The 16,798-nt window shown below is 63.7% G+C and carries 22 protein-coding genes; 21 read left to right on the top strand and 1 reads right to left on the bottom strand.

The annotated features are described in order from the left end of the window. Window positions 1-5 precede the first annotated feature (5 nt). The 12 genes from ASR47_RS04140 (at window position 6) to ASR47_RS04085 (ending at window position 9,332) form a co-directional block, all read left to right on the top strand. The gene (locus ASR47_RS04140) at window positions 6-443 is read left to right on the top strand and encodes a flagellar export protein FliJ (protein WP_065306496.1); all 438 of its coding nucleotides are present in this window, start codon (window positions 6-8) and stop codon (window positions 441-443) included. A gap of 86 nt (window positions 444-529) precedes the next feature. Further along, entirely contained in the window at window positions 530-1,942 is a 1,413-nt protein-coding gene (gene fliD, locus ASR47_RS04135) for a flagellar filament capping protein FliD (protein WP_065306495.1), read from the top strand. A gap of 45 nt (window positions 1,943-1,987) precedes the next feature. Continuing rightward, window positions 1,988-2,377 carry a flagellar export chaperone FliS gene (gene fliS, locus ASR47_RS04130; RefSeq protein WP_065306494.1) on the top strand — a complete coding sequence of 130 codons (390 nt, stop codon included), beginning with the start codon at window positions 1,988-1,990 and terminating at the stop codon, window positions 2,375-2,377. Further along, window positions 2,370-2,687, top strand: coding sequence for a hypothetical protein (locus tag ASR47_RS04125; protein ID WP_065306493.1), 318 nt, complete (start codon window positions 2,370-2,372; stop codon window positions 2,685-2,687). The genes fliS and ASR47_RS04125 overlap by 8 nt, the downstream gene beginning before the upstream one ends. Beyond that, window positions 2,684-4,612, top strand: coding sequence for a flagellar hook-length control protein FliK (locus tag ASR47_RS04120; protein WP_065306492.1), 1,929 nt, complete (start codon window positions 2,684-2,686; stop codon window positions 4,610-4,612). The genes ASR47_RS04125 and ASR47_RS04120 overlap by 4 nt, the downstream gene beginning before the upstream one ends. Then, window positions 4,612-5,088 carry a flagellar basal body-associated FliL family protein gene (locus ASR47_RS04115; RefSeq protein ID WP_065306491.1) on the top strand — a complete coding sequence of 159 codons (477 nt, stop codon included), beginning with the start codon at window positions 4,612-4,614 and terminating at the stop codon, window positions 5,086-5,088. The genes ASR47_RS04120 and ASR47_RS04115 overlap by 1 nt, the downstream gene beginning before the upstream one ends. A gap of 27 nt (window positions 5,089-5,115) precedes the next feature. Further along, complete coding sequence (locus tag ASR47_RS04110; RefSeq protein ID WP_065306490.1) at window positions 5,116-5,871, top strand: FliA/WhiG family RNA polymerase sigma factor; 756 nt, start codon at window positions 5,116-5,118, stop codon at window positions 5,869-5,871. Window positions 5,872-5,922: 51 nt separating this feature from the next. Then, window positions 5,923-6,837, top strand: a complete 915-nt coding sequence (motA, locus tag ASR47_RS04105; protein WP_065306489.1) for a flagellar motor stator protein MotA — start codon at window positions 5,923-5,925, stop codon at window positions 6,835-6,837. Next, entirely contained in the window at window positions 6,764-7,840 is a 1,077-nt protein-coding gene (locus ASR47_RS04100; protein ID WP_065306488.1) for a flagellar motor protein MotB, read from the top strand. The genes motA and ASR47_RS04100 overlap by 74 nt, the downstream gene beginning before the upstream one ends. A gap of 16 nt (window positions 7,841-7,856) precedes the next feature. After that, window positions 7,857-8,147 (top strand): flagellar biosynthesis anti-sigma factor FlgM, encoded by a 291-nt coding sequence (gene flgM / locus ASR47_RS04095; RefSeq protein ID WP_065306487.1) that lies wholly within the window; start codon window positions 7,857-7,859, stop codon window positions 8,145-8,147. Beyond that, window positions 8,144-8,584 carry a flagellar export chaperone FlgN gene (gene flgN / locus ASR47_RS04090; protein ID WP_065306486.1) on the top strand — a complete coding sequence of 147 codons (441 nt, stop codon included), beginning with the start codon at window positions 8,144-8,146 and terminating at the stop codon, window positions 8,582-8,584. Before flgM ends, flgN begins: the two co-directional genes overlap by 4 nt. Next, window positions 8,571-9,332 (top strand): glycoside hydrolase family 73 protein, encoded by a 762-nt coding sequence (locus tag ASR47_RS04085; RefSeq protein ID WP_065306485.1) that lies wholly within the window; start codon window positions 8,571-8,573, stop codon window positions 9,330-9,332. Before flgN ends, ASR47_RS04085 begins: the two co-directional genes overlap by 14 nt. An 11-nt stretch (window positions 9,333-9,343) precedes the next feature. Here the strand turns inward: ASR47_RS04085 and flgA are convergent, their stop codons facing one another. Next, the gene (gene flgA / locus ASR47_RS04080; RefSeq protein ID WP_065306484.1) at window positions 9,344-9,979 is read right to left on the bottom strand and encodes a flagellar basal body P-ring formation chaperone FlgA; all 636 of its coding nucleotides are present in this window, start codon (window positions 9,977-9,979) and stop codon (window positions 9,344-9,346) included. A 263-nt stretch (window positions 9,980-10,242) separates the two neighbouring features. Here flgA and flgB point away from each other — a divergent pair, with 263 nt between their 5' ends. From flgB to ASR47_RS04035, 9 genes are read left to right on the top strand one after another with little or no spacing between them, the layout of a single operon-like run. Further along, window positions 10,243-10,608, top strand: coding sequence for a flagellar basal body rod protein FlgB (gene flgB, locus ASR47_RS04075; RefSeq protein WP_065306529.1), 366 nt, complete (start codon window positions 10,243-10,245; stop codon window positions 10,606-10,608). Window positions 10,609-10,613: 5 nt separating this feature from the next. Beyond that, a complete protein-coding gene (flgC, locus tag ASR47_RS04070) occupies window positions 10,614-11,030 on the top strand; it encodes a flagellar basal body rod protein FlgC (protein WP_065306483.1) in 417 nt (138 codons plus the stop codon). Between the two features lie 3 nt (window positions 11,031-11,033). Next, window positions 11,034-11,687, top strand: a complete 654-nt coding sequence (locus ASR47_RS04065; RefSeq protein ID WP_065306482.1) for a flagellar hook capping FlgD N-terminal domain-containing protein — start codon at window positions 11,034-11,036, stop codon at window positions 11,685-11,687. 55 nt (window positions 11,688-11,742) lie between these two features. Continuing rightward, entirely contained in the window at window positions 11,743-13,020 is a 1,278-nt protein-coding gene (locus tag ASR47_RS04060; protein ID WP_065306481.1) for a flagellar hook protein FlgE, read from the top strand. Window positions 13,021-13,046: 26 nt separating this feature from the next. Continuing rightward, entirely contained in the window at window positions 13,047-13,775 is a 729-nt protein-coding gene (gene flgF, locus ASR47_RS04055; protein ID WP_065306480.1) for a flagellar basal-body rod protein FlgF, read from the top strand. A gap of 30 nt (window positions 13,776-13,805) precedes the next feature. Then, complete coding sequence (gene flgG / locus ASR47_RS04050; protein ID WP_171898886.1) at window positions 13,806-14,594, top strand: flagellar basal-body rod protein FlgG; 789 nt, start codon at window positions 13,806-13,808, stop codon at window positions 14,592-14,594. Then, the gene (gene flgH / locus ASR47_RS04045; RefSeq protein WP_065306478.1) at window positions 14,594-15,265 is read left to right on the top strand and encodes a flagellar basal body L-ring protein FlgH; all 672 of its coding nucleotides are present in this window, start codon (window positions 14,594-14,596) and stop codon (window positions 15,263-15,265) included. The genes flgG and flgH overlap by 1 nt, the downstream gene beginning before the upstream one ends. A gap of 9 nt (window positions 15,266-15,274) precedes the next feature. Next, window positions 15,275-16,384, top strand: coding sequence for a flagellar basal body P-ring protein FlgI (locus ASR47_RS04040; protein WP_065306477.1), 1,110 nt, complete (start codon window positions 15,275-15,277; stop codon window positions 16,382-16,384). Beyond that, a complete protein-coding gene (locus ASR47_RS04035; protein WP_065306476.1) occupies window positions 16,384-16,776 on the top strand; it encodes a flagellar biosynthesis protein FlgJ in 393 nt (130 codons plus the stop codon). Before ASR47_RS04040 ends, ASR47_RS04035 begins: the two co-directional genes overlap by 1 nt. Window positions 16,777-16,798 lie beyond the last annotated feature (22 nt).

Below are 16,798 nucleotides of genomic sequence, written 5' to 3'. Positions count from 1 at the left end.
CATTGATGAGCAACTCGCATACCATCCGCAACCTGACCACCCTGGTCGGCCTGCGCAGCACCGAAGTGGAGCGCCTGCAAACCGAAATGGCGGCGCAGACGGCCGTGCGCGACCGCTATCAGAAGAACCTGGAACGCCTGACCAGCCTGTATACCGACAGCGGTCCCAGCGGCGCGCTGCACCTGGCGCTGTCGGTCAATTGCGGCAATTTCAAGCAATCCGTGATGGAACTGGCGCAGCAGCATCGCACCGACCTGCATCTGCACGAAGCCAATATGGCGGTATCGCAGCGCGCCCTGAACACGGCCTGGGCCAAGCGAGAAGTGCTGGACCAGGTACTGACCCAGAAGCAGCGCATCGTTGCAACTGAACAACAGCGAATGGATGCCAAGCGACAGGATGAACTGGCAACGCAATTCTGGTTCCGTGGACAGGTAAAATGATGTTTTGCAGAAATAATTTCAGAAAAGCCGACATTTGGTCGCCTTGTCATTGTGTATATCCTGCATGCTAATTTTAGGAGTCTGACATGGCCCTCACCACCACCGCTTCAAACACTTACGATCCGACCGCATCGGCACAGGCGCTGACCGACAAATACACGGCCAATACGCAGGCGCGCATCACCGAACAGACCAAGGCGGCAACCGCCACCGCGGCTGGCCTGACGAGCATGAAGATGGCGCTGACCACCTTCACCTCCAGTCTGCTGGCGCTGACCGGCAGCAAGACCATCGCCGCGCAAGGTGCCACTTTCAGCAATACCACCGTCGGCAGCGCCACCGCCAGCGCAACGGCTGCCTCCGGCACGTATACGCTGTTTGTGGAAAAAGTGGCTACCAGCAACCAGATTTCGCTGGGCGGCATCGGTGGCAGTGCGGTACCGGCCAGCGGCGACGGCAACCTGAAGATCAAGCTGGCCAACAACAGCGACTTCACGGTGGACCTGAGCAAGGCCAATACCGACGCCGACCCGACCCTGTCGGCCAAGGAAATCGCCGCCGCCATCAATGCCGAGCCGAAGAACAATTCGCGCGTCACCGCATCGGTCATCACCATCGGCGGCATCGCCCAGCTGGTGCTGAGCTCGAACGTCAGTGGAGAAGAAGGCGCCCTGTCGTTCGACACCAGTGCGATGGCCGATGGCGACCTGAAGACCAGCCTGGCGGCGACGCCCAAGCAACTGGTCAATGCCGAGGACGCCATCGTGTGGGTCGGCGGCAAGCCGGCCGACCCCAGCGATACCAGCAACAGGGTCAAACAGTCGTCGAACACCTTCAGCAATATCGATGGCGTAAAAATGACTTTTACCAAGGCGCAGGCCAACGGCGACGCACCGATCACGCTGACGGTGGCGCTCGATTCCTCGGCCACCGCGACCAACGCGCAAAGCTTTGTCGCGGCCTACAACAAGCTCAAGTCCGTGCTCGACGGCCTGACCGACCCGGGTGATCCGGCTTCGGGCAAGGCAGCGGGCACCTTTGCCACCGACAGCGGCGTGCGCGTGCTGCGCGACCAGCTGGTGCGCACCCTGCGGGAAACGGCCACCGGCGCACTGGCCACGTTCGGCATCACGGCGCAGCGCAACGGCACGCTGGCGGTGGATACCACCAAGCTCGAAGCGGCGGTGAAAGCCAATCCTACCGGCCTCGATAAAGCCATCGGCAACAATTCGGGCGGCGCGCCCAGTGGCATCGCCGGCAAGCTCGACAAATTCGTCGAGATGTGGACCTCGACCAATGGCCAGCTGGCGCAGCGCGAAACGTCGGTCGCCAAGCTGCAAAAGACGCTCGACGAACGCCAGGCCAAGTTCGAAACCGACTACACCACCATGTACAACCGCTACAAGGCACAGTTTACGAAGTTGCAGGACCTGCAAGCGCGCATGTCGCAAACCACCAGCATGTTCGACGCCCTGTTTGGCAACGACAAGTCCAAATAGAGGCTGGCGCCGCTTGCCAGTCTCAGCATTTTAAAGTGAAAGAAAATGATGAACCACGATGCCTACAGTGATTACCATGCCGTCAACCTGGATGCGCAGACCTCGCGCGCCACGCCAGTCGAGCTGGTCTTGCTGCTCACCGACGGCTTGCTGGAAGAACTGGCGCGCGCGCGCGGACATATCGTCGGCAAGCGTTACGAACAAAAGGCGATCAGCCTGAACAAATGCACGGAAATCATCAACGGTTTGTCGAGCTCGCTCGATTTCGAACAGGGTGGCGAAGTTGTGGCCAACCTGGGCCGCCTGTATGAATATTGCACCGGCCGCCTGTATCTTGCCGGTGTCAACCTGGACCCGGCGCTGATCGACGAAGTGACCACCTTGCTGAACACCATCAAGCAGGGCTGGCTCGGCGTCCAGGCCAAGCATGGATAACAGCGCCGTGCTGCTGCAGTTTGCGCGCGAGCTGCAGGACGCAGCCGGCCAGCAGGACTGGGCTGCGCTCGACGTGCTGGACCGCCGGCTGGCACGCCAGCTGGCGTTGCTGTCCGTACAAGGCGGCCTGGACGCGAACGAACAGGCAACGCTGCGCACGCTGCGTGCGGCGCATGCGCGCGCGTTTCAGTTGTGTTCCGACGAAAAGCACAGGCTCGGCCAGCAACTGGGCGACATCCACTCCAGACAGGAGGGCTGGGTTGCCTATGCGCTGGAAAGCGACATGTATCAAGATGGAAAGCAAGCATGAATATCACCTTCAATTTCAAGGCCACGCCTTTTAACGCCGCCGACCTGTTCGGTGCGACGACGGCCGTGACCGCCGCTGGCACGCCCCTGGCCGGCGGTGCGGTCGCCACGGATACGGCGCCAGCCGCCGTGCCTGCGGCTCTGCCCGGCATCACGCCGGCCCCTGTGCGGACGCTGTTTGCCGACGCCATGGGCAATACCGTGCAGGACGGCAAGCCGGACGCCCATGCTCCGCTGAAGACGGAAGAATCCGAGCAGCCACCAGCCGATGGCCTGCAAGCGCCGGCGCCGGCGCCACAAGCACCATTGCCGTCAATGGCCGCGCCATGGCTGTCCGCGCCGGCAATCATGACGGCGCCAGCGCCAACCGCGCAGGCTAACAGCGCCGCCGGCAACACGGTGGCAGCGGCGCGCGCCGCAAGCGTTCCAGCCGGGGCTGTTGTCGCACCTGCCAGCACAGCATCGCTCAAGGAGATGCCTGCGACGACGGCAACTGCGGCCCCGGTTTCCGCCGCGCCGTTCAGCCCGGCCACGATGATGCCCGGCGCCACGTTCACGCCTGCCGCGGCACCTGTGGCGGCAATACGGGGCGCCGCGGCCCCTGCTGCTTCTGCCCATGCTTCTGCCGCTGCCCCTGCGGCCCTCGCCACTGCGGCGCCGGCCGCCGACGCCCTGGCAACGATGCCGGCACCATTGCAGGCCGCTACCACGCCGGCGGCGGTGCCGGCCGCTGCGCCGCGCGCCGCCATGCCAGGCGTGCCTGACGAGCCGGCAACGTCGTCCCCGCTGCAACTGGCCGTGCGGCCGGCAACCATGCAGTTCAATGCGCAGCTGGGCGCGCTGGTACCGGCGCCTCGGCCGGGCGAACCACTGGCGGCGGCGATGCCTGTGCCCGCCGCGGCGGCAGATACCGTGGCGCCAGCGCCACGCGCCGTGGCCGCGCGGTCAGCGGTGCAGCCGCCCGTTCAGACAGACATGGCAGCGCCAGTCGCCAGCGTTACCGGCGGCGCCGTCAATGTTGCAGCCTCCAGCGCACCGGCCACACCCATGATGGTGGCCATGCCTTCCGTGGTCGCAGCCGCAGTTGCACCGGCAACCGCGCCCGCCAAGGCGGCCACGTCCGAGGTGAGGGAAACGGCGGCCGAGCCTGCCGCCGCCGTCGTGTCAGGCCTGGCTGTCGGCGTCGCCGCGCCAGCCGTTCCTGCCGCCCATGCGGCGCTGCGCGATGCCGCCGATACGCGGCCAGCCGCTCGCCAGCAAGCCGGGCTGGCCGACGCGCCAGCCATGCCGGCCAAGGCTGCCACCCCGGCCGCCGCACCGATGGCCGTCAACACCGCCAGCCTGGAGGCAGACCGCAACGTCGGCGCCGGCAACCCGGCGCCCTCGCCCGCCGCCAACCTGGGCCTGACTGCGGCGGCCACCGCCGGCGCCCTGCCGGCGCAGGGCGGCGATATCATCAAACTCAACGGTACAGCCCAGCAATGGCAGGAACCGCTGCGCGAGGCGCTCGGCGAACGCCTGCAGACGCAGATCGGGCGCAACAGCGAGCACGCCGTGATCCGCCTCGATCCGCCGCTGCTGGGACGCATCGACATTTCCATCCGTCACACGGCCGGCATGCTGCAAGTGAATGTCTCGGCCTCGAATACGGAAGTGTTGCGCCAGTTGCAGGGCATCGGCGAGAACATGCGCAATGACCTGGCGCAGCGCCAGTACACCGAGGTGGCCGTCACCATCAGCGCCACGCCGCGCAGTCCGGCCGCGCAGGCGTTTGCCGAGGGCGACGCCCGTGGCCAGCGCCAACCGGGACGCCAGCAGGACGACGCCGAACCGGGACGCGCGCTGTCTGACGACACGCCTGGCGGCCCGCAGTACGGGGCGCCATATGGCACCACCTTCGCCATGCATGAGCGGGAATACAACTGATGAATACAAAAGTAAAACTGATCGGCGGCTTTTTGCTGGTGGCCCTGCTGGCCGCCGGTGCGGCGGGCGGCGCCATGTGGTACCTGGCCAAGCCGGTCGCCGGCCACGCCGAAGTGGCCGATGCCAAGCAGCCACCGCCACCGGCGACGGGCAAGAAGGCGCGCAAGTTCGTCACGCTCGACAAGGTCATCGTGATGCTGCGCCACGGCCCCGGCGACACCGATACCCATTATCTGTCGGCCGACCTGGTGATCTCCACCACGGAAGAAAACGAAAAAACGGCGAAAGCACATTTGCCGCTGATGCGCTCGATCGCCGTCAGCACCCTGTCGGGCTTTTCGATGGACAAGGCGCAAGCGATGACGGTGGAACAATACGCCCAGGAGATCAACAAGGCGTTCAATCTCAGCTATGAACGCGAGCAGATGGAAAAGCCGTTCAGCGAAGTCATGGTAGGCAAGCTGATCATTGAATAAGCCGACACCAGCAGGCCATTGCGACTGATGGGAGATCCCGTGGCTCATGCAGAGCATTACCAGGAAGCCTATGGTGCCGGCGAATATGCCGCCGCTGGCGCTGCCGCGGCCGTGCTCAGCGTGGCGGAAGAGCAGCGCCATCTGGTCGCCTACGCGCCGCTGGTCAAGCGCATCGTGCGCCAGCTCAATTCGCAGGTGTCGGGCGCCATCGACCGCGACGACATGGAGCAGATCGGCCTGATGGGCCTGCTCGAAGCGCTGCGCCGCTACGGCGTGCCGGACCAGTCCTTCGGCAGCTATGCCAGCCTGCGCATCCGCGGCGCGATACTCGATGAACTGCGGCGCCAGGACTGGCGCCCGCGCGCCGTGCGCCAGGAAAGCCACCGCCTGCGCGACAGCGTGCGCGCCCTGACCCGGCGCCTGGGCCGCGAGCCGCAGGAAGCGGAAATCATGGCGGCGCTCAAGCTGACGCCGGAGGCGTACCAGGAGTATCAGTTGGCGGAAAACGCCGAGCTGATCGCCAGTTTTGATGATATTTTGCAGGAAAGCCTGGGCCAGGCCGACAGCGCGCCGAGCCCGGAAGAGCAATTGATGGTGCGGCGCAGCCTGGAGCAGGCACTGCGCACGCTCGATGAACGCGAGCAGCGCGTGGTGCAGATGTATTACGAGTTCGAACTGAGCTACAAGGAAATCGCCGCCGTGCTGGACCTGAGCGACGCGCGGGTCTGCCAGTTGAACAAGATGGCCTTGGGGAAAATGAAAGCCATGCTGCAGGATAAGTAAGAACAGGCACCACCCATAAATTGATGCAGTACAAGCAGAAAGGCAGTTGACATGGTAATTATCGGTATCTTAATCGTGTTGGGATGTGTATTCGGAGGCTTCGCCCTGATGGGCGGCACCGTCCAGGCGATCTGGCATCCGGTCGAGTTGGTCATCATTGTCGGCGCCGCCGCCGGCGCCCTGGTGCTGGGCAACCCCAAGCATGTGCTCGGCGAGATGCTGCACCAGGTGCGCAAGGTCGTCACGCACAAGAAGCAGGGCTCGGAATTCCAGCGCCAGTTGCTGCTGCTGATGTACGAACTGCTGCAAACGGCGGCCGGCGGCCTCAAGGCGCTCGACGCCCACGTCGAAGCACCGCGTGAAAGCCCGCTGTTCCAGCGCTATCCGCTGGTGCTGGAAGAGCCGAAACTGCTGGCTTTTATTGTCGACAACTTCCGCCTGATGGCGATGGGTAAAATCAACGCGCATGAACTCGAAGGCGTGCTGGAGCAGGAACTCGAAGCGATCCACGATGAATTGCTGCAGCCGTCCAAGTCGCTGCACAAGATCGCCGAAGCGATGCCCGGCTTCGGCATTCTGGCCGCCGTGCTCGGCATCGTGATGGCCATGAACTCGGTGGCCGACGGCGCCGATGCGGCCGAGATCTCGTCGAAAGTGGGTGCGGCCATGGTCGGCACCTTTATCGGCATTTTCTTCTGCTACGGCGTGCTCGATCCGCTGTGCAACATGATGAAGCAACTGGTCGGTGAAGAAGGCTCGACCATGGAATGCGTGAAAGTCGTGCTGGTGACGCACGTGGCGGGCAAGCCGCCGCTGCTGGCGATCGACTCGGGCCGACGCCTGGTGCAGCTCAATATCAAGCCGAGCTTTGCGCAGCTGGAAAGCTGGATCAATGCGTTGGAGAGCGGCGGCGAAGAACCTGAGCAAGGCCAAGGCCGGGGAGGCCGCCGTGCTAAAGCCGCATGAGAAACATGACCAGGCCATCATCAAGCGCGCCGGACGCAAGCATGACGACGATGGCCACGGCGGCGCCTGGAAAGTGGCGTTCGCCGACTTTTGCCTGGCGCTGCTGTCGCTGTTCCTGGTGCTGTGGCTGATCGCCGCGCGCGAACAGCAGGCGATGAAGGAAATCATGATGGACGCGCTGGCGGGCAGCCGCCAGGGCGAGGGGCAAGGCGTGATGCCGGAACAGAAAGGCGGCCCGCGCGGCAGCCTGATCGACCGCTTCCCGATGCCGCGCAACGGCATGGGCGACACGCGCACCGAAGGCAAGAAAGAGAACGAGGGCAAGCCAGAGCAGGCCAAAGCCAAGTCCGACGCCGAGGCCAAGCCGAAGATGAGCTACCAGACGCCGGAAGACCTGCTGGCGCTGTCGCGCGCGCTCGACAAGCTCAGCGAAGAGGCTGGCCTGAAAAGCAACTTGCAATCGGTGGTCACGCCGCACGGCTTGCGCGTGATGTTGCACGATACGGACAAGCAAGGCATGTTTGTGCGTGGCAGCGCCGTGCCGACCGACCGTTTCCGCAAATTGCTGCGTGAAATGGGGCCGATCTTCGCGCAGATGGAAAACCAGATGCTGATCGTCGGCCATACCGATTCGCTGCAATACGTCTATACCGGCTTTGACGGTTATTCGAACTGGACCTTGTCGGCCAACCGCGCCATGTCGGCGCGCGCGCAATTGCTCGCAGGCAGCATGAACCCGGAAAGCGTGCTGCAAGTGGTCGGCATGGCCGACCGCGCGCCGCTGGACACGAAAAATGCCAGCGCCGGCGTCAACCGGCGCATCGAGCTGTTAATATTGACGCGTGGCCAGGCCGACAGCATCGCCTCCATGTTCGGCATGACCGGACAGGGGCAGCAAGGCCAGGACATCGAAGTGGGCGCGCCCGATACGCCAACACTGCAACGCTTACGTGACAAGCTGGGTCTGCCAGCGAAGAAAGAACGAGCCGAGAATGCAAATTAAAGGCAAGGGACAACGCATGAAAATCGCTCCCGGCAATACCGGCGCCGCCGCGCGCAGCGCGGCCGTGGCGCCGGCCGAAGCGATCGCCGAAAACGCCGGCGCCGCTGCCGCTGCCGGCGGCTCGTCCGCCGGCGCCGAACTGCAATCGGCCGTGCTGCAACCGGCCCTCACCGCGCTGCGCGCCATGCCCGATATCGATCACGAGCGGGTAGCCATGTTGCGCGATGCGCTGGCCAAGGGCGAACTGCCGTTCGATCCGTCGAAAATTGCCGGACTGATCCAGCGCTTCCACGGCAGCGACGCATGAGCGCGCCACGCAAGGGCATGACGCGCCAGGAAGCCGTGCAACGGGTGCTGCAGGGCATCGGTGATGACCGCCAGGCCTATGGCGAAATGCTGGAATTGCTTGAAAAACAATTCCAGGCCACCCTGCGCCACCAGACCGGGCAATTGAAGGTGCTGGCGGAACAGGTGGTCGCCGCCGCCGATCTGCTCGATGGCCGCCGCCGTCAACGCATGAGCCTGGCAACCGCCCTGCTCGGTCCCAAGCCGGCGATGGCCCAGCTGTTTGCCCTGCTTCAAGCTGACGCGCAAGCCAGAGCCATCGCCGACTGGGAGGAACTGGAGCAGATGGTCGTCGAATGCAAGCGCCTCAATACGCGCAACAGCCAGCTGTTAACCGAACAATACACGACCATGCAGCGCGTGCTGCATGGCGAGGAACATATCTATGCGCCAGGCTGATTTTTTTGCCAGCAACATCCGCGCCACGGCGGCCACTGTGCCGACCAGCGCTACCGCCGCCATCGAGAGCAATGTGCGCGCCACCGCCGGCACGGCTTCCACCGCCAGCTTCGGCAGCGTGTTCCAGCAGGTGCAGGGAGAAGTGGCACGTTTTATCGAGCAAGGTGGCGGCAACGCCAGCATGCAGGGCTATGCAGGCAGCGCCTGGTCGGCCAATGGCCCAGCGTCCAATGTGCTGGGCGCGATCAGCCAGGGCGGCGAACTGGGCGAAGTACAGCAGCAGTTTTTGTCCTCGATCAAGCCATGGACCGAGGAAGCGGGCGCACGCCTGGGCGTGGCGCCGGAACTTGTCGCCGCGCACGCGGCACTCGAATCGGGCTGGGGCCAGCGTCCGCTGCGCCAGGGCGCGACCGACACCAATAATCTGTTCGGCATCAAGGCCGGCGGCAAATGGCAAGGCGACGTGGCCCAGGCATTGACCACGGAATATGTGGGTGACAACGGCACGGCGCTGAAAAAAACCGAACGTTTCCGCAGCTATCCGGACCAGGCCAGCGCCTTCCGCGATTATGCACAAGTGCTGCTCGACAATCCCCGCTACCGCGCCGCACTGAACGCGGGCAGCGATGCGCATGCGTTTGCGCAAGGACTGGCGCGTGGCGGCTACGCCACCGATCCCAACTATGCAGCCAAGCTGGGTCAGCTGGCGACGCGGCTGCAGCGCAGCGCAGCGGCCGCTGCGGAATAGCCATCTGCGGCTCAGTTGGCAGGCTCGACCACCCCTGCCTCGACCACGCGCGCACGGATCACCGTGCCGCTGGAGGCATTGCGCACGCGGATCACCTCGCCTTGCGCGCCAGGATCCATCGCCACGCCATCCATGCTGACGCTGACCTGTTCCTTGCGCGCCACAATATTGACGGGCGCGCCGCGCCTGACCAGCATCGGCGACGCCAGTTGCCCTTGTCGCAACACTTCGCCGGCGCGCAGGCTGCGCCGGCTCGACAGGCCCGCCACCGCATCGAGCGTGGCGATGCTGTCGGCCACCATCGTGACGTCGCGCCGCGCCAGTTCCACGTCACTCGGTTCAAGCGGGGTATTGGCCGTCACCGTTCCTCTGGTGACAGCGACCTTGGCCGTGATACTGGCGCGCACCAGCATTTCCTGGCGCCAGCCGCCGGCGCCGGGACAGGCGGCGACAAAGCGCATGCGCTGCGGCGAGCGGCTGTCCTGCGCCTCGATCATCACCCGAACCGGGCAAGCGGGGATGACACGTGTGGTTTTTACAACAGCGACCTCGAACAGCGGTTCCAGCAGTCCCGCAGAGGCAGCCTGCTGTGCCAGCTGCTCGCGGGCAAGTTGTTCGACCCTGGAAAATATATTGTCGGCTGGCAATTCAGCGCATCCTGCACTACTATAGAGGCTGGTCAGTAAAAACAGGCCGGGAAACAGCGTGCGACGGGCACCTGCCTGGATGGATGCAGCGGCATAACCGGTGAAATCAATCATTGCTAACCTTATTGACGAATCCTGATCAAAAACATTGAAACAGCATGACCTTACCATGCGTCAACAAGACCAGGCAGGCATTTTACTCCTGTATCCACACGCCAGCCCGCACGCCACCAGTATGACCGAATTCAACACAAAGGATGACCATGGGGATTAATTTCAAGGACGCACTCGGTGTGCATGCCGACGCGCTGGCCCTGCGCGCAGACCGCACGCGCGTACTGGCGGCCAATATCGCCAACGAAAATACGCCAGGCTTCGAGGCCAAGGACATGGATTTCGGCAGCGCGCTGCAGCAGTTGCAGGACAATGAAGCGGGCATGCTGTCGACCGACGACGATGCCGCCTCCCTGTATCGCGTGCCATACCAGCCCAGCCGCGACGGCAATACCGTCGAGATCGGCGTGGAGCAGGCGGCGTTCTCGCAGAACGCCAGCGACTTCCAGGCCAGCCTCAGTTTCGTCAACATGAAACTCAAGGGACTGGCCAAGGCCATTTCCGGACAAGGATAAGCAGCATGAGCTTCCAGGATATTTCCAAGATCGCCGGCTCGGCGATGGCGGCGCAGACCGTGCGCCTCAATACCATCGCCAGCAACCTGGCCAATGCCGAATCGGTGGCCGGTTCCGAAGCCGAGACCTACCGCGCCCGCAAGCCCGTGTTCGCGGCCGTAATGGACGGCAACGGTGCCTCGGATGCTGGCGGACGGGTGCAGGTACTCGACGTGGTGCAGAGCGACGAGCCGCTGCGCAAAGTGTACGAACCCGGCCACCCGATGGCCGATGCCGATGGCATGGTGTTTTATCCCAACGTCAACCAGGTGGCCGAGATGACCGACATGATGTCGGCGTCGCGCGCTTTTGAAACCAATGTGGAAGTTCTGGGCCGTATCAAGTCGATGCAGCAGTCGCTCCTCAAATTAGGCGAAATGTAAATCATGGAAACATCCCTTTTTACTGGCGGCACCGGTAGCGCCAACAACACCGGCAAGGCTGTCGCGTCGCAAAACAATGCCACGCAAGACATGTTCACCAAACTGCTGGTGGCGCAGATCCGCAACCAGGACCCGCTGGCGCCTACCGACCCCAGCCAGTTCGTCAACCAGCTGACGCAGCAGGCGCAGACCGAAGCGATGCAGAACCTGTCGACCTTGACCAGCGCCAACGCCAGCGTGCTGCAAAGCATGCAGGTACTGGCGCTCGGCGCGCAGGTAGGCTCGGAAGTGATGGTCAACACCAGCACGGTGCAGCTCGATAGCGGCAAGGTCAGCGGCAGCATCGCCCTGTCGTCGAACAGCAGCAAGACGACGCTGACCCTGAAAGACGAGTTCGACAAGGAATACAAGCTCGAACTGGGCGCCAAGGCGGCCGGCAACGCCACCTTCACCATCGACCCGCAAAAACTGGGCATGCCTGCCGGCACCTACACCATGGCGGTGACCACCAGCAGCGGCGAGAAGCCGTCGGTCGATATCGCCGGAAAACTGAGCAGTGTTCGGCTGTCGGCCACTGGCAGCATGATCCTCAATGTCGCCAACCTCGGTGAAGTCAGCCCGGGCGCGATTACTGGTTTCAACGGCAAGACCTCCTGAACCGCCTGTAACGTCCTTCGCCCAATTAATCCTGTCCTTCACTAAAGGAACCTCCATGAGTTTCGACATCGCACTGTCCGGCATCCAGGCCATCAACGAGCAACTGACCGCTTCGAGTAACAATATCGCCAACGCCGGCACCTACGGCTTTCGCAGCAGCCGCGCCAACTTCTCGTCGATGTACGCCGGCGACCGCGCCACCGGTGTCGAAATCGGCTCGACCACGCAAAGCATGAGCGTCAACGGCGGCGTGCTCAACACCGGCCGCACCCTTGACGCCGCCATCGACGGCCGCGGCTACTTCGTCAGCCGCTCCGCACAAAACACCCTGAGCTACAGCCGCGTCGGCATTTTCAGCGCCGCCAGCAGCGGCTTCCTGACCGACTCGAACGGCAAGCTGGTGCAAGGCTATGCGCCGGCGCAAAAAGGCAGCACCACCCTCGGCCCGATGGGTGACATGAAGATCCCGACCGGCCAGATTGCCGCACAAGCGACCGAAAACCTGTCTTATGCCGCCAACCTGTCGGCCGAATGGAGCATCAAGGATGGTACAAAATTCAACAAGGCCGATATCCAGACCTATAACAGCGCCAAGGTATCGGTGCTGTACGACTCGCTGGGCACCAAGCACACGCTGAGCCAGTACTTCGTGAGAACCGACACCAGCACGGTGCAAGTTCAGTACACGCTCGACGACAAGCCCATCATGGACCCGACAGCGACACCACCGAAGTCAATGATAAGTACGCTCGTGTTTGACACCAAGGGAAGACTGGCAACCGTCAACGGCGTCACGCCAAACAACGTGCTGGCGGTCGAACCGGCCGACTGGAAACCCGCATTTGCTCCGGTCAAGATGAGCGACCCGATCACCGGCTCCGGCGCGGCCACCCTGGCGTTCAACCTGAATTATTCCGACACCACCCTGTCCTCGGGCGAAAACACCACCTCGACCAATAAATCCGACGGTTATGCTTCCGGCACCTATACCGGCGTGGAACTGGCCGCCGACGGCTCGATCATGGCGAAATACACCAACGGCGAAACCAAGAACGTCGGCACCATCGCGCTGGCCAACTTTGCCGACGAAGGCGCGCTGACCGCCGCCGACAACACCAGCTGGACCGCCTCGACCGCTTCCGGCGCGCCGCTGTACGAGCGTCCTGGCGTCGGCATGGCCGGCAAGCTGGCGACGAGCTCGCTGGAACAGTCGAACGTCGACATCACCACCGAACTGGTGGGTCTGATGACCTCGCAGCGCAACTACCAGGCCAACTCGAAAGTGCTGTCGACCGAAAACGCCATGCTGCAGTCGCTGATGCAAGCCCTGTAATGACCGCCACGCAAAGGTAAACAAGCATGGATGCCCTGATTTACACCGCCATGAGCGGCGCCGACCGTGCCCTGCGGGCACAGCAGGTACACGCCAACAACCTGGCCAATATCGAGACCAGCGGCTTTCGCGCCAATCTGGAAGTGTCGACCGCCCAATCGTTGCAAAACGGCTATGGCTACGACGACCGCCACATGACGCAGACGCAGTCGAGCGCGATTTCCACGCGCACCGGCACCATCAAGGAAACCGGACGCGAGCTCGACGTGGCGATTACCGGCAACGGCTTTCTGGCGGTGCAGTGGCAAAACGGCGAGGCCTACACCCGTGCCGGCGCCATGGAGCTCGATGAAACCGGCGCGCTGCTGCTGAACGGGCGGGCTGTGCTGGGCGAAGGCGGTCCGATCACCTTGCCCGAGCACACCAGCCTGTCGATTGGTTCGGACGGCACCATTTCAATCCAGGTGCCGGGTGCGGCGCAGATGCAGACCGTCGACAAGCTCAAGCTGGTCAACGCCGAAACGGGCGAACTGACCAAGAACGAAGCCGGCCTGATCGTCGCGCGCAGCGGCGAAGATCTGCAGGCTGACCCGGCGGTGCGCATCCGCGACCGCCATATCGAAGGCAGCAATGTGTCGGCGGTCGAGGAAATGGTCGCCACCATGAGCCTGAACCGCAGTTTCGAGATGCAGATGAAAGTATTCAAGGCCAGCGATTCCATGACGGAATCGGGTAACCGCCTGCTCAGCGCGTAAGCGCACGCCAACCAACTCAAGGAGTAAGCCATGAATCCAGCAATGTGGATCAGCAAGACCGGCGTGCAGGCGCAAGACGCCAAGCTGCAAGCCATCGCCAACAACCTGGCCAACGTCAACACGGTCGGCTTCAAACGCGACCGCGTGGTGTTTGAAGACCTGTTCTACCAGGTCGAGCAGCAGCCGGGCACCCAGCGCGCCGACAATACCCTGTCGCCTTCGGGCGTGCAGCTCGGTAACGGCACGCACATGGTCGGCACGCAAAAGGTATTTACCACCGGCAGCCTGCAAACGACCAGCCGCGAATTCGACGTCGCCATTACCGGCAACGGCTTCCTGCAGGTGCTGCGTCCGAACGGCGAAGCGGCCTACACGCGCGCCGGCCAGCTTGGCATCGACGCCAACGGCGTGATGGTCAACGCCCAGGGCCTGCCGCTGGTGCCGCAGATCACCGTGCCGAACAACGCCAGCGCGATTACCATCGCTGAAAACGGCATGGTCTCGGCGACCGTCCCCGGCAATGTGGCGGCGACCGAACTGGGTCAGCTGACCTTGACCAGCTTTGTCAATCCGACCGGCCTGCTGGCACTGGGCGAGAACCTGTTCCAGGAAACGGCATCGAGCGGCACGCCGACCGAAGGCCGTCCCGGCGAAGGCGCCCTGGGCAAGCTCAAGCAATTCGCGCTGGAAGGCTCGAACGTGCAGGTGGTCGAAGAAATGGTCGACATGATCGCTGCCCAGCGCACCTATGAAATGAATACCAAGGTGCTGTCGGCGGCCGACAATATGCTGCAATACCTGGCGCAAGCGGCACGCTGATGCAAGCGACCAGGCAAGCCATCGTGGCGCTGGCGGCCGTGCTGCTGGCCGGCTGCGCCAGCGGCCCGGCCGCGCCGGTGGCGCCAACCTTTTCCGAGGAGCCGCTGGTGGCCCAGCGCAACAGCGGACGCGGCGGCGTGGCCGGCGGCGTGTTCAACTCCGATGCCGGCATCTCGCTGACCTCGGACAGCCGCGCCTTTCGCGTCGGCGACGTGGTCACCGTCTCGCTGCAGGAAACCACCCAGGCCAGCAAGAAGGCCGGCACCTCGTTCAACAAGGGTTCGACCGTTGGCGTGAAAGCAGCCAATTTGCTGGGCAAGACCTTTCCGAAGACCGGCATCGACCTGTCGGCCGACCGCAACTTTGCCGGCGACTCGACCAGCACCCAGCAAAATGCCTTGTCGGGCGCGATCACGGTGATCGTGCAGGAAGTGCTGCCGAACGGCCTGCTGCGGGTGCAGGGCGAAAAGACCCTGACGCTGAACCAGGGCGAGGAATTCGTGCGCCTGCGCGGCTATCTGCGCGCGGCCGACATCGATTCGAACAACCAGGTGTCGTCCTTGCGCATCGCCAATGCACGCATCGCCTATTCCGGCCAGGGCACCCTGGCCGAAGCCAATACCCCGGGCTGGCTGACGCGCTTTTTCGTCGGCCCGTGGATGCCGTTTTAAGGTGACATCATGAAATTGCGTTCCGTCCTGCCCGCCGCCGTGCTGGCTGTCTTCTGCGGCATGTCGCTGCCCGCCACGGCGGCGCAAGTGCTGCGCAACCTGGTCAGCATCGAAGGCGTGCGTGACAATCCGCTGGTCGGCTACGGCCTGGTGGTCGGCCTGAACGGCAGTGGCGACACCACCCAGGTGAAGTTTTCCAGCCAGTCGGTGGTCAACATGCTCAAGCAGTTCGGCGTCAAGCTGCCCGACGGCGCCGAATCGAAAAGCAAGAACGTCGCCACCGTGATGGTCAGCGCCGTATTTCCTCCCGGCTACCGCCGCGGCCAGGCGATCGACGTCACGGTGTCGTCGCTGGGCGACGCGAAAAGCCTGCGCGGCGGCACCTTGCTGCTGACGCAGCTGCGCGCGGCCGACAATGAAACCTATGCGCTGGCGCAAGGCAACGTGGTGGTTGGCGGCCTGAGCGCGTCAGGAAAAAGCGGCTCGTCCGTTACCGTCAATACACCGACCTCGGGCCGCATTCCCAACGGCGCCAATATCGAGCGCGAAATCATCAGCGACTTTTCCACCCGCCCGACCGTCACGCTCAACTTGCGCCGCCCCCATTTTGAAACGGCGATCAATATCGTCGAAGCCGTCAACCGCCGCTTCGGCGCCGTCGCCACCACCAGCGACGCCACCAGCGTGGAAGTGATCGCCCCCGAAAACCCGACCCAGCGCGTGGCCTTCATGGCCAAGCTCGAAGCGCTCAGCGTCGACGTCGGCGTCGACACGCCGAAGGTGGTCTTCAATTCACGCACCGGCACGGTGGTGATCGCCGAAGGCTTGCGCGTCAAGGCCGCCGCCGTCACCCATGGCGCGCTGAAAGTGGTGATCTCGGAAAGCTCCGCCGTCAGCCAGCCGGCGCCGTTCGGCCGCGGCCAGACCACCGTCACGCCGCAGTCCAAAGTGACGGTCGACCAGGGCAATGGCAATATGTTCCAGTGGCCTGCCGGCGCCAAGCTGCAGGCCATCATCGACGTCGTCAACAGCCTGGGCGCGTCGCCCGACGACATCATGGCGATCCTGCAGGCGCTCGACCAGGCCGGCGCCATCGAAGGCGAACTGGTGGTGATCTGATGAGCTTTTCTATCGACAACAGCAATGGCGCCCTGCCCTCGGCGCTGGACGACAAGTCGCCTGGCGCCGTGGCGCCGGCCGATCCGCGCTATGCGGCCAAGGCCACCGAGGCGGCCGTCAAGTTCGAAGCCTTTTTCATCTCGCACATGCTGCGCCAGATGCGTGCGGGCACGCGCGAGATGGCCGGCGAAGACAGCGTCTACAAGGATACGGTCAACAGCGATATGCTGGAACTGGCCGACAACCTGGTGGCCGACAAGATGGCCGGCCAGCGCGCGTTCGGCATCGCCGACGCGATCTTGCGCCAGTTACTGCCTTCCGCCGCGTCCCCTGCCGCGAAAATCGATGTCAAATCGGACAAAGTTGCGGGCGGACTTAATAAGCCTGCCTGAAGCGTCGCCTGTAACAGAGGTA

The organism is Janthinobacterium psychrotolerans, assembly GCF_001677885.1.
GTDB lineage: Bacteria > Pseudomonadota > Gammaproteobacteria > Burkholderiales > Burkholderiaceae_D > Janthinobacterium > Janthinobacterium psychrotolerans.
Note: the sequence above shows the minus strand (reverse complement) of the source record. Positions and strands in the feature narration are given on the sequence as shown.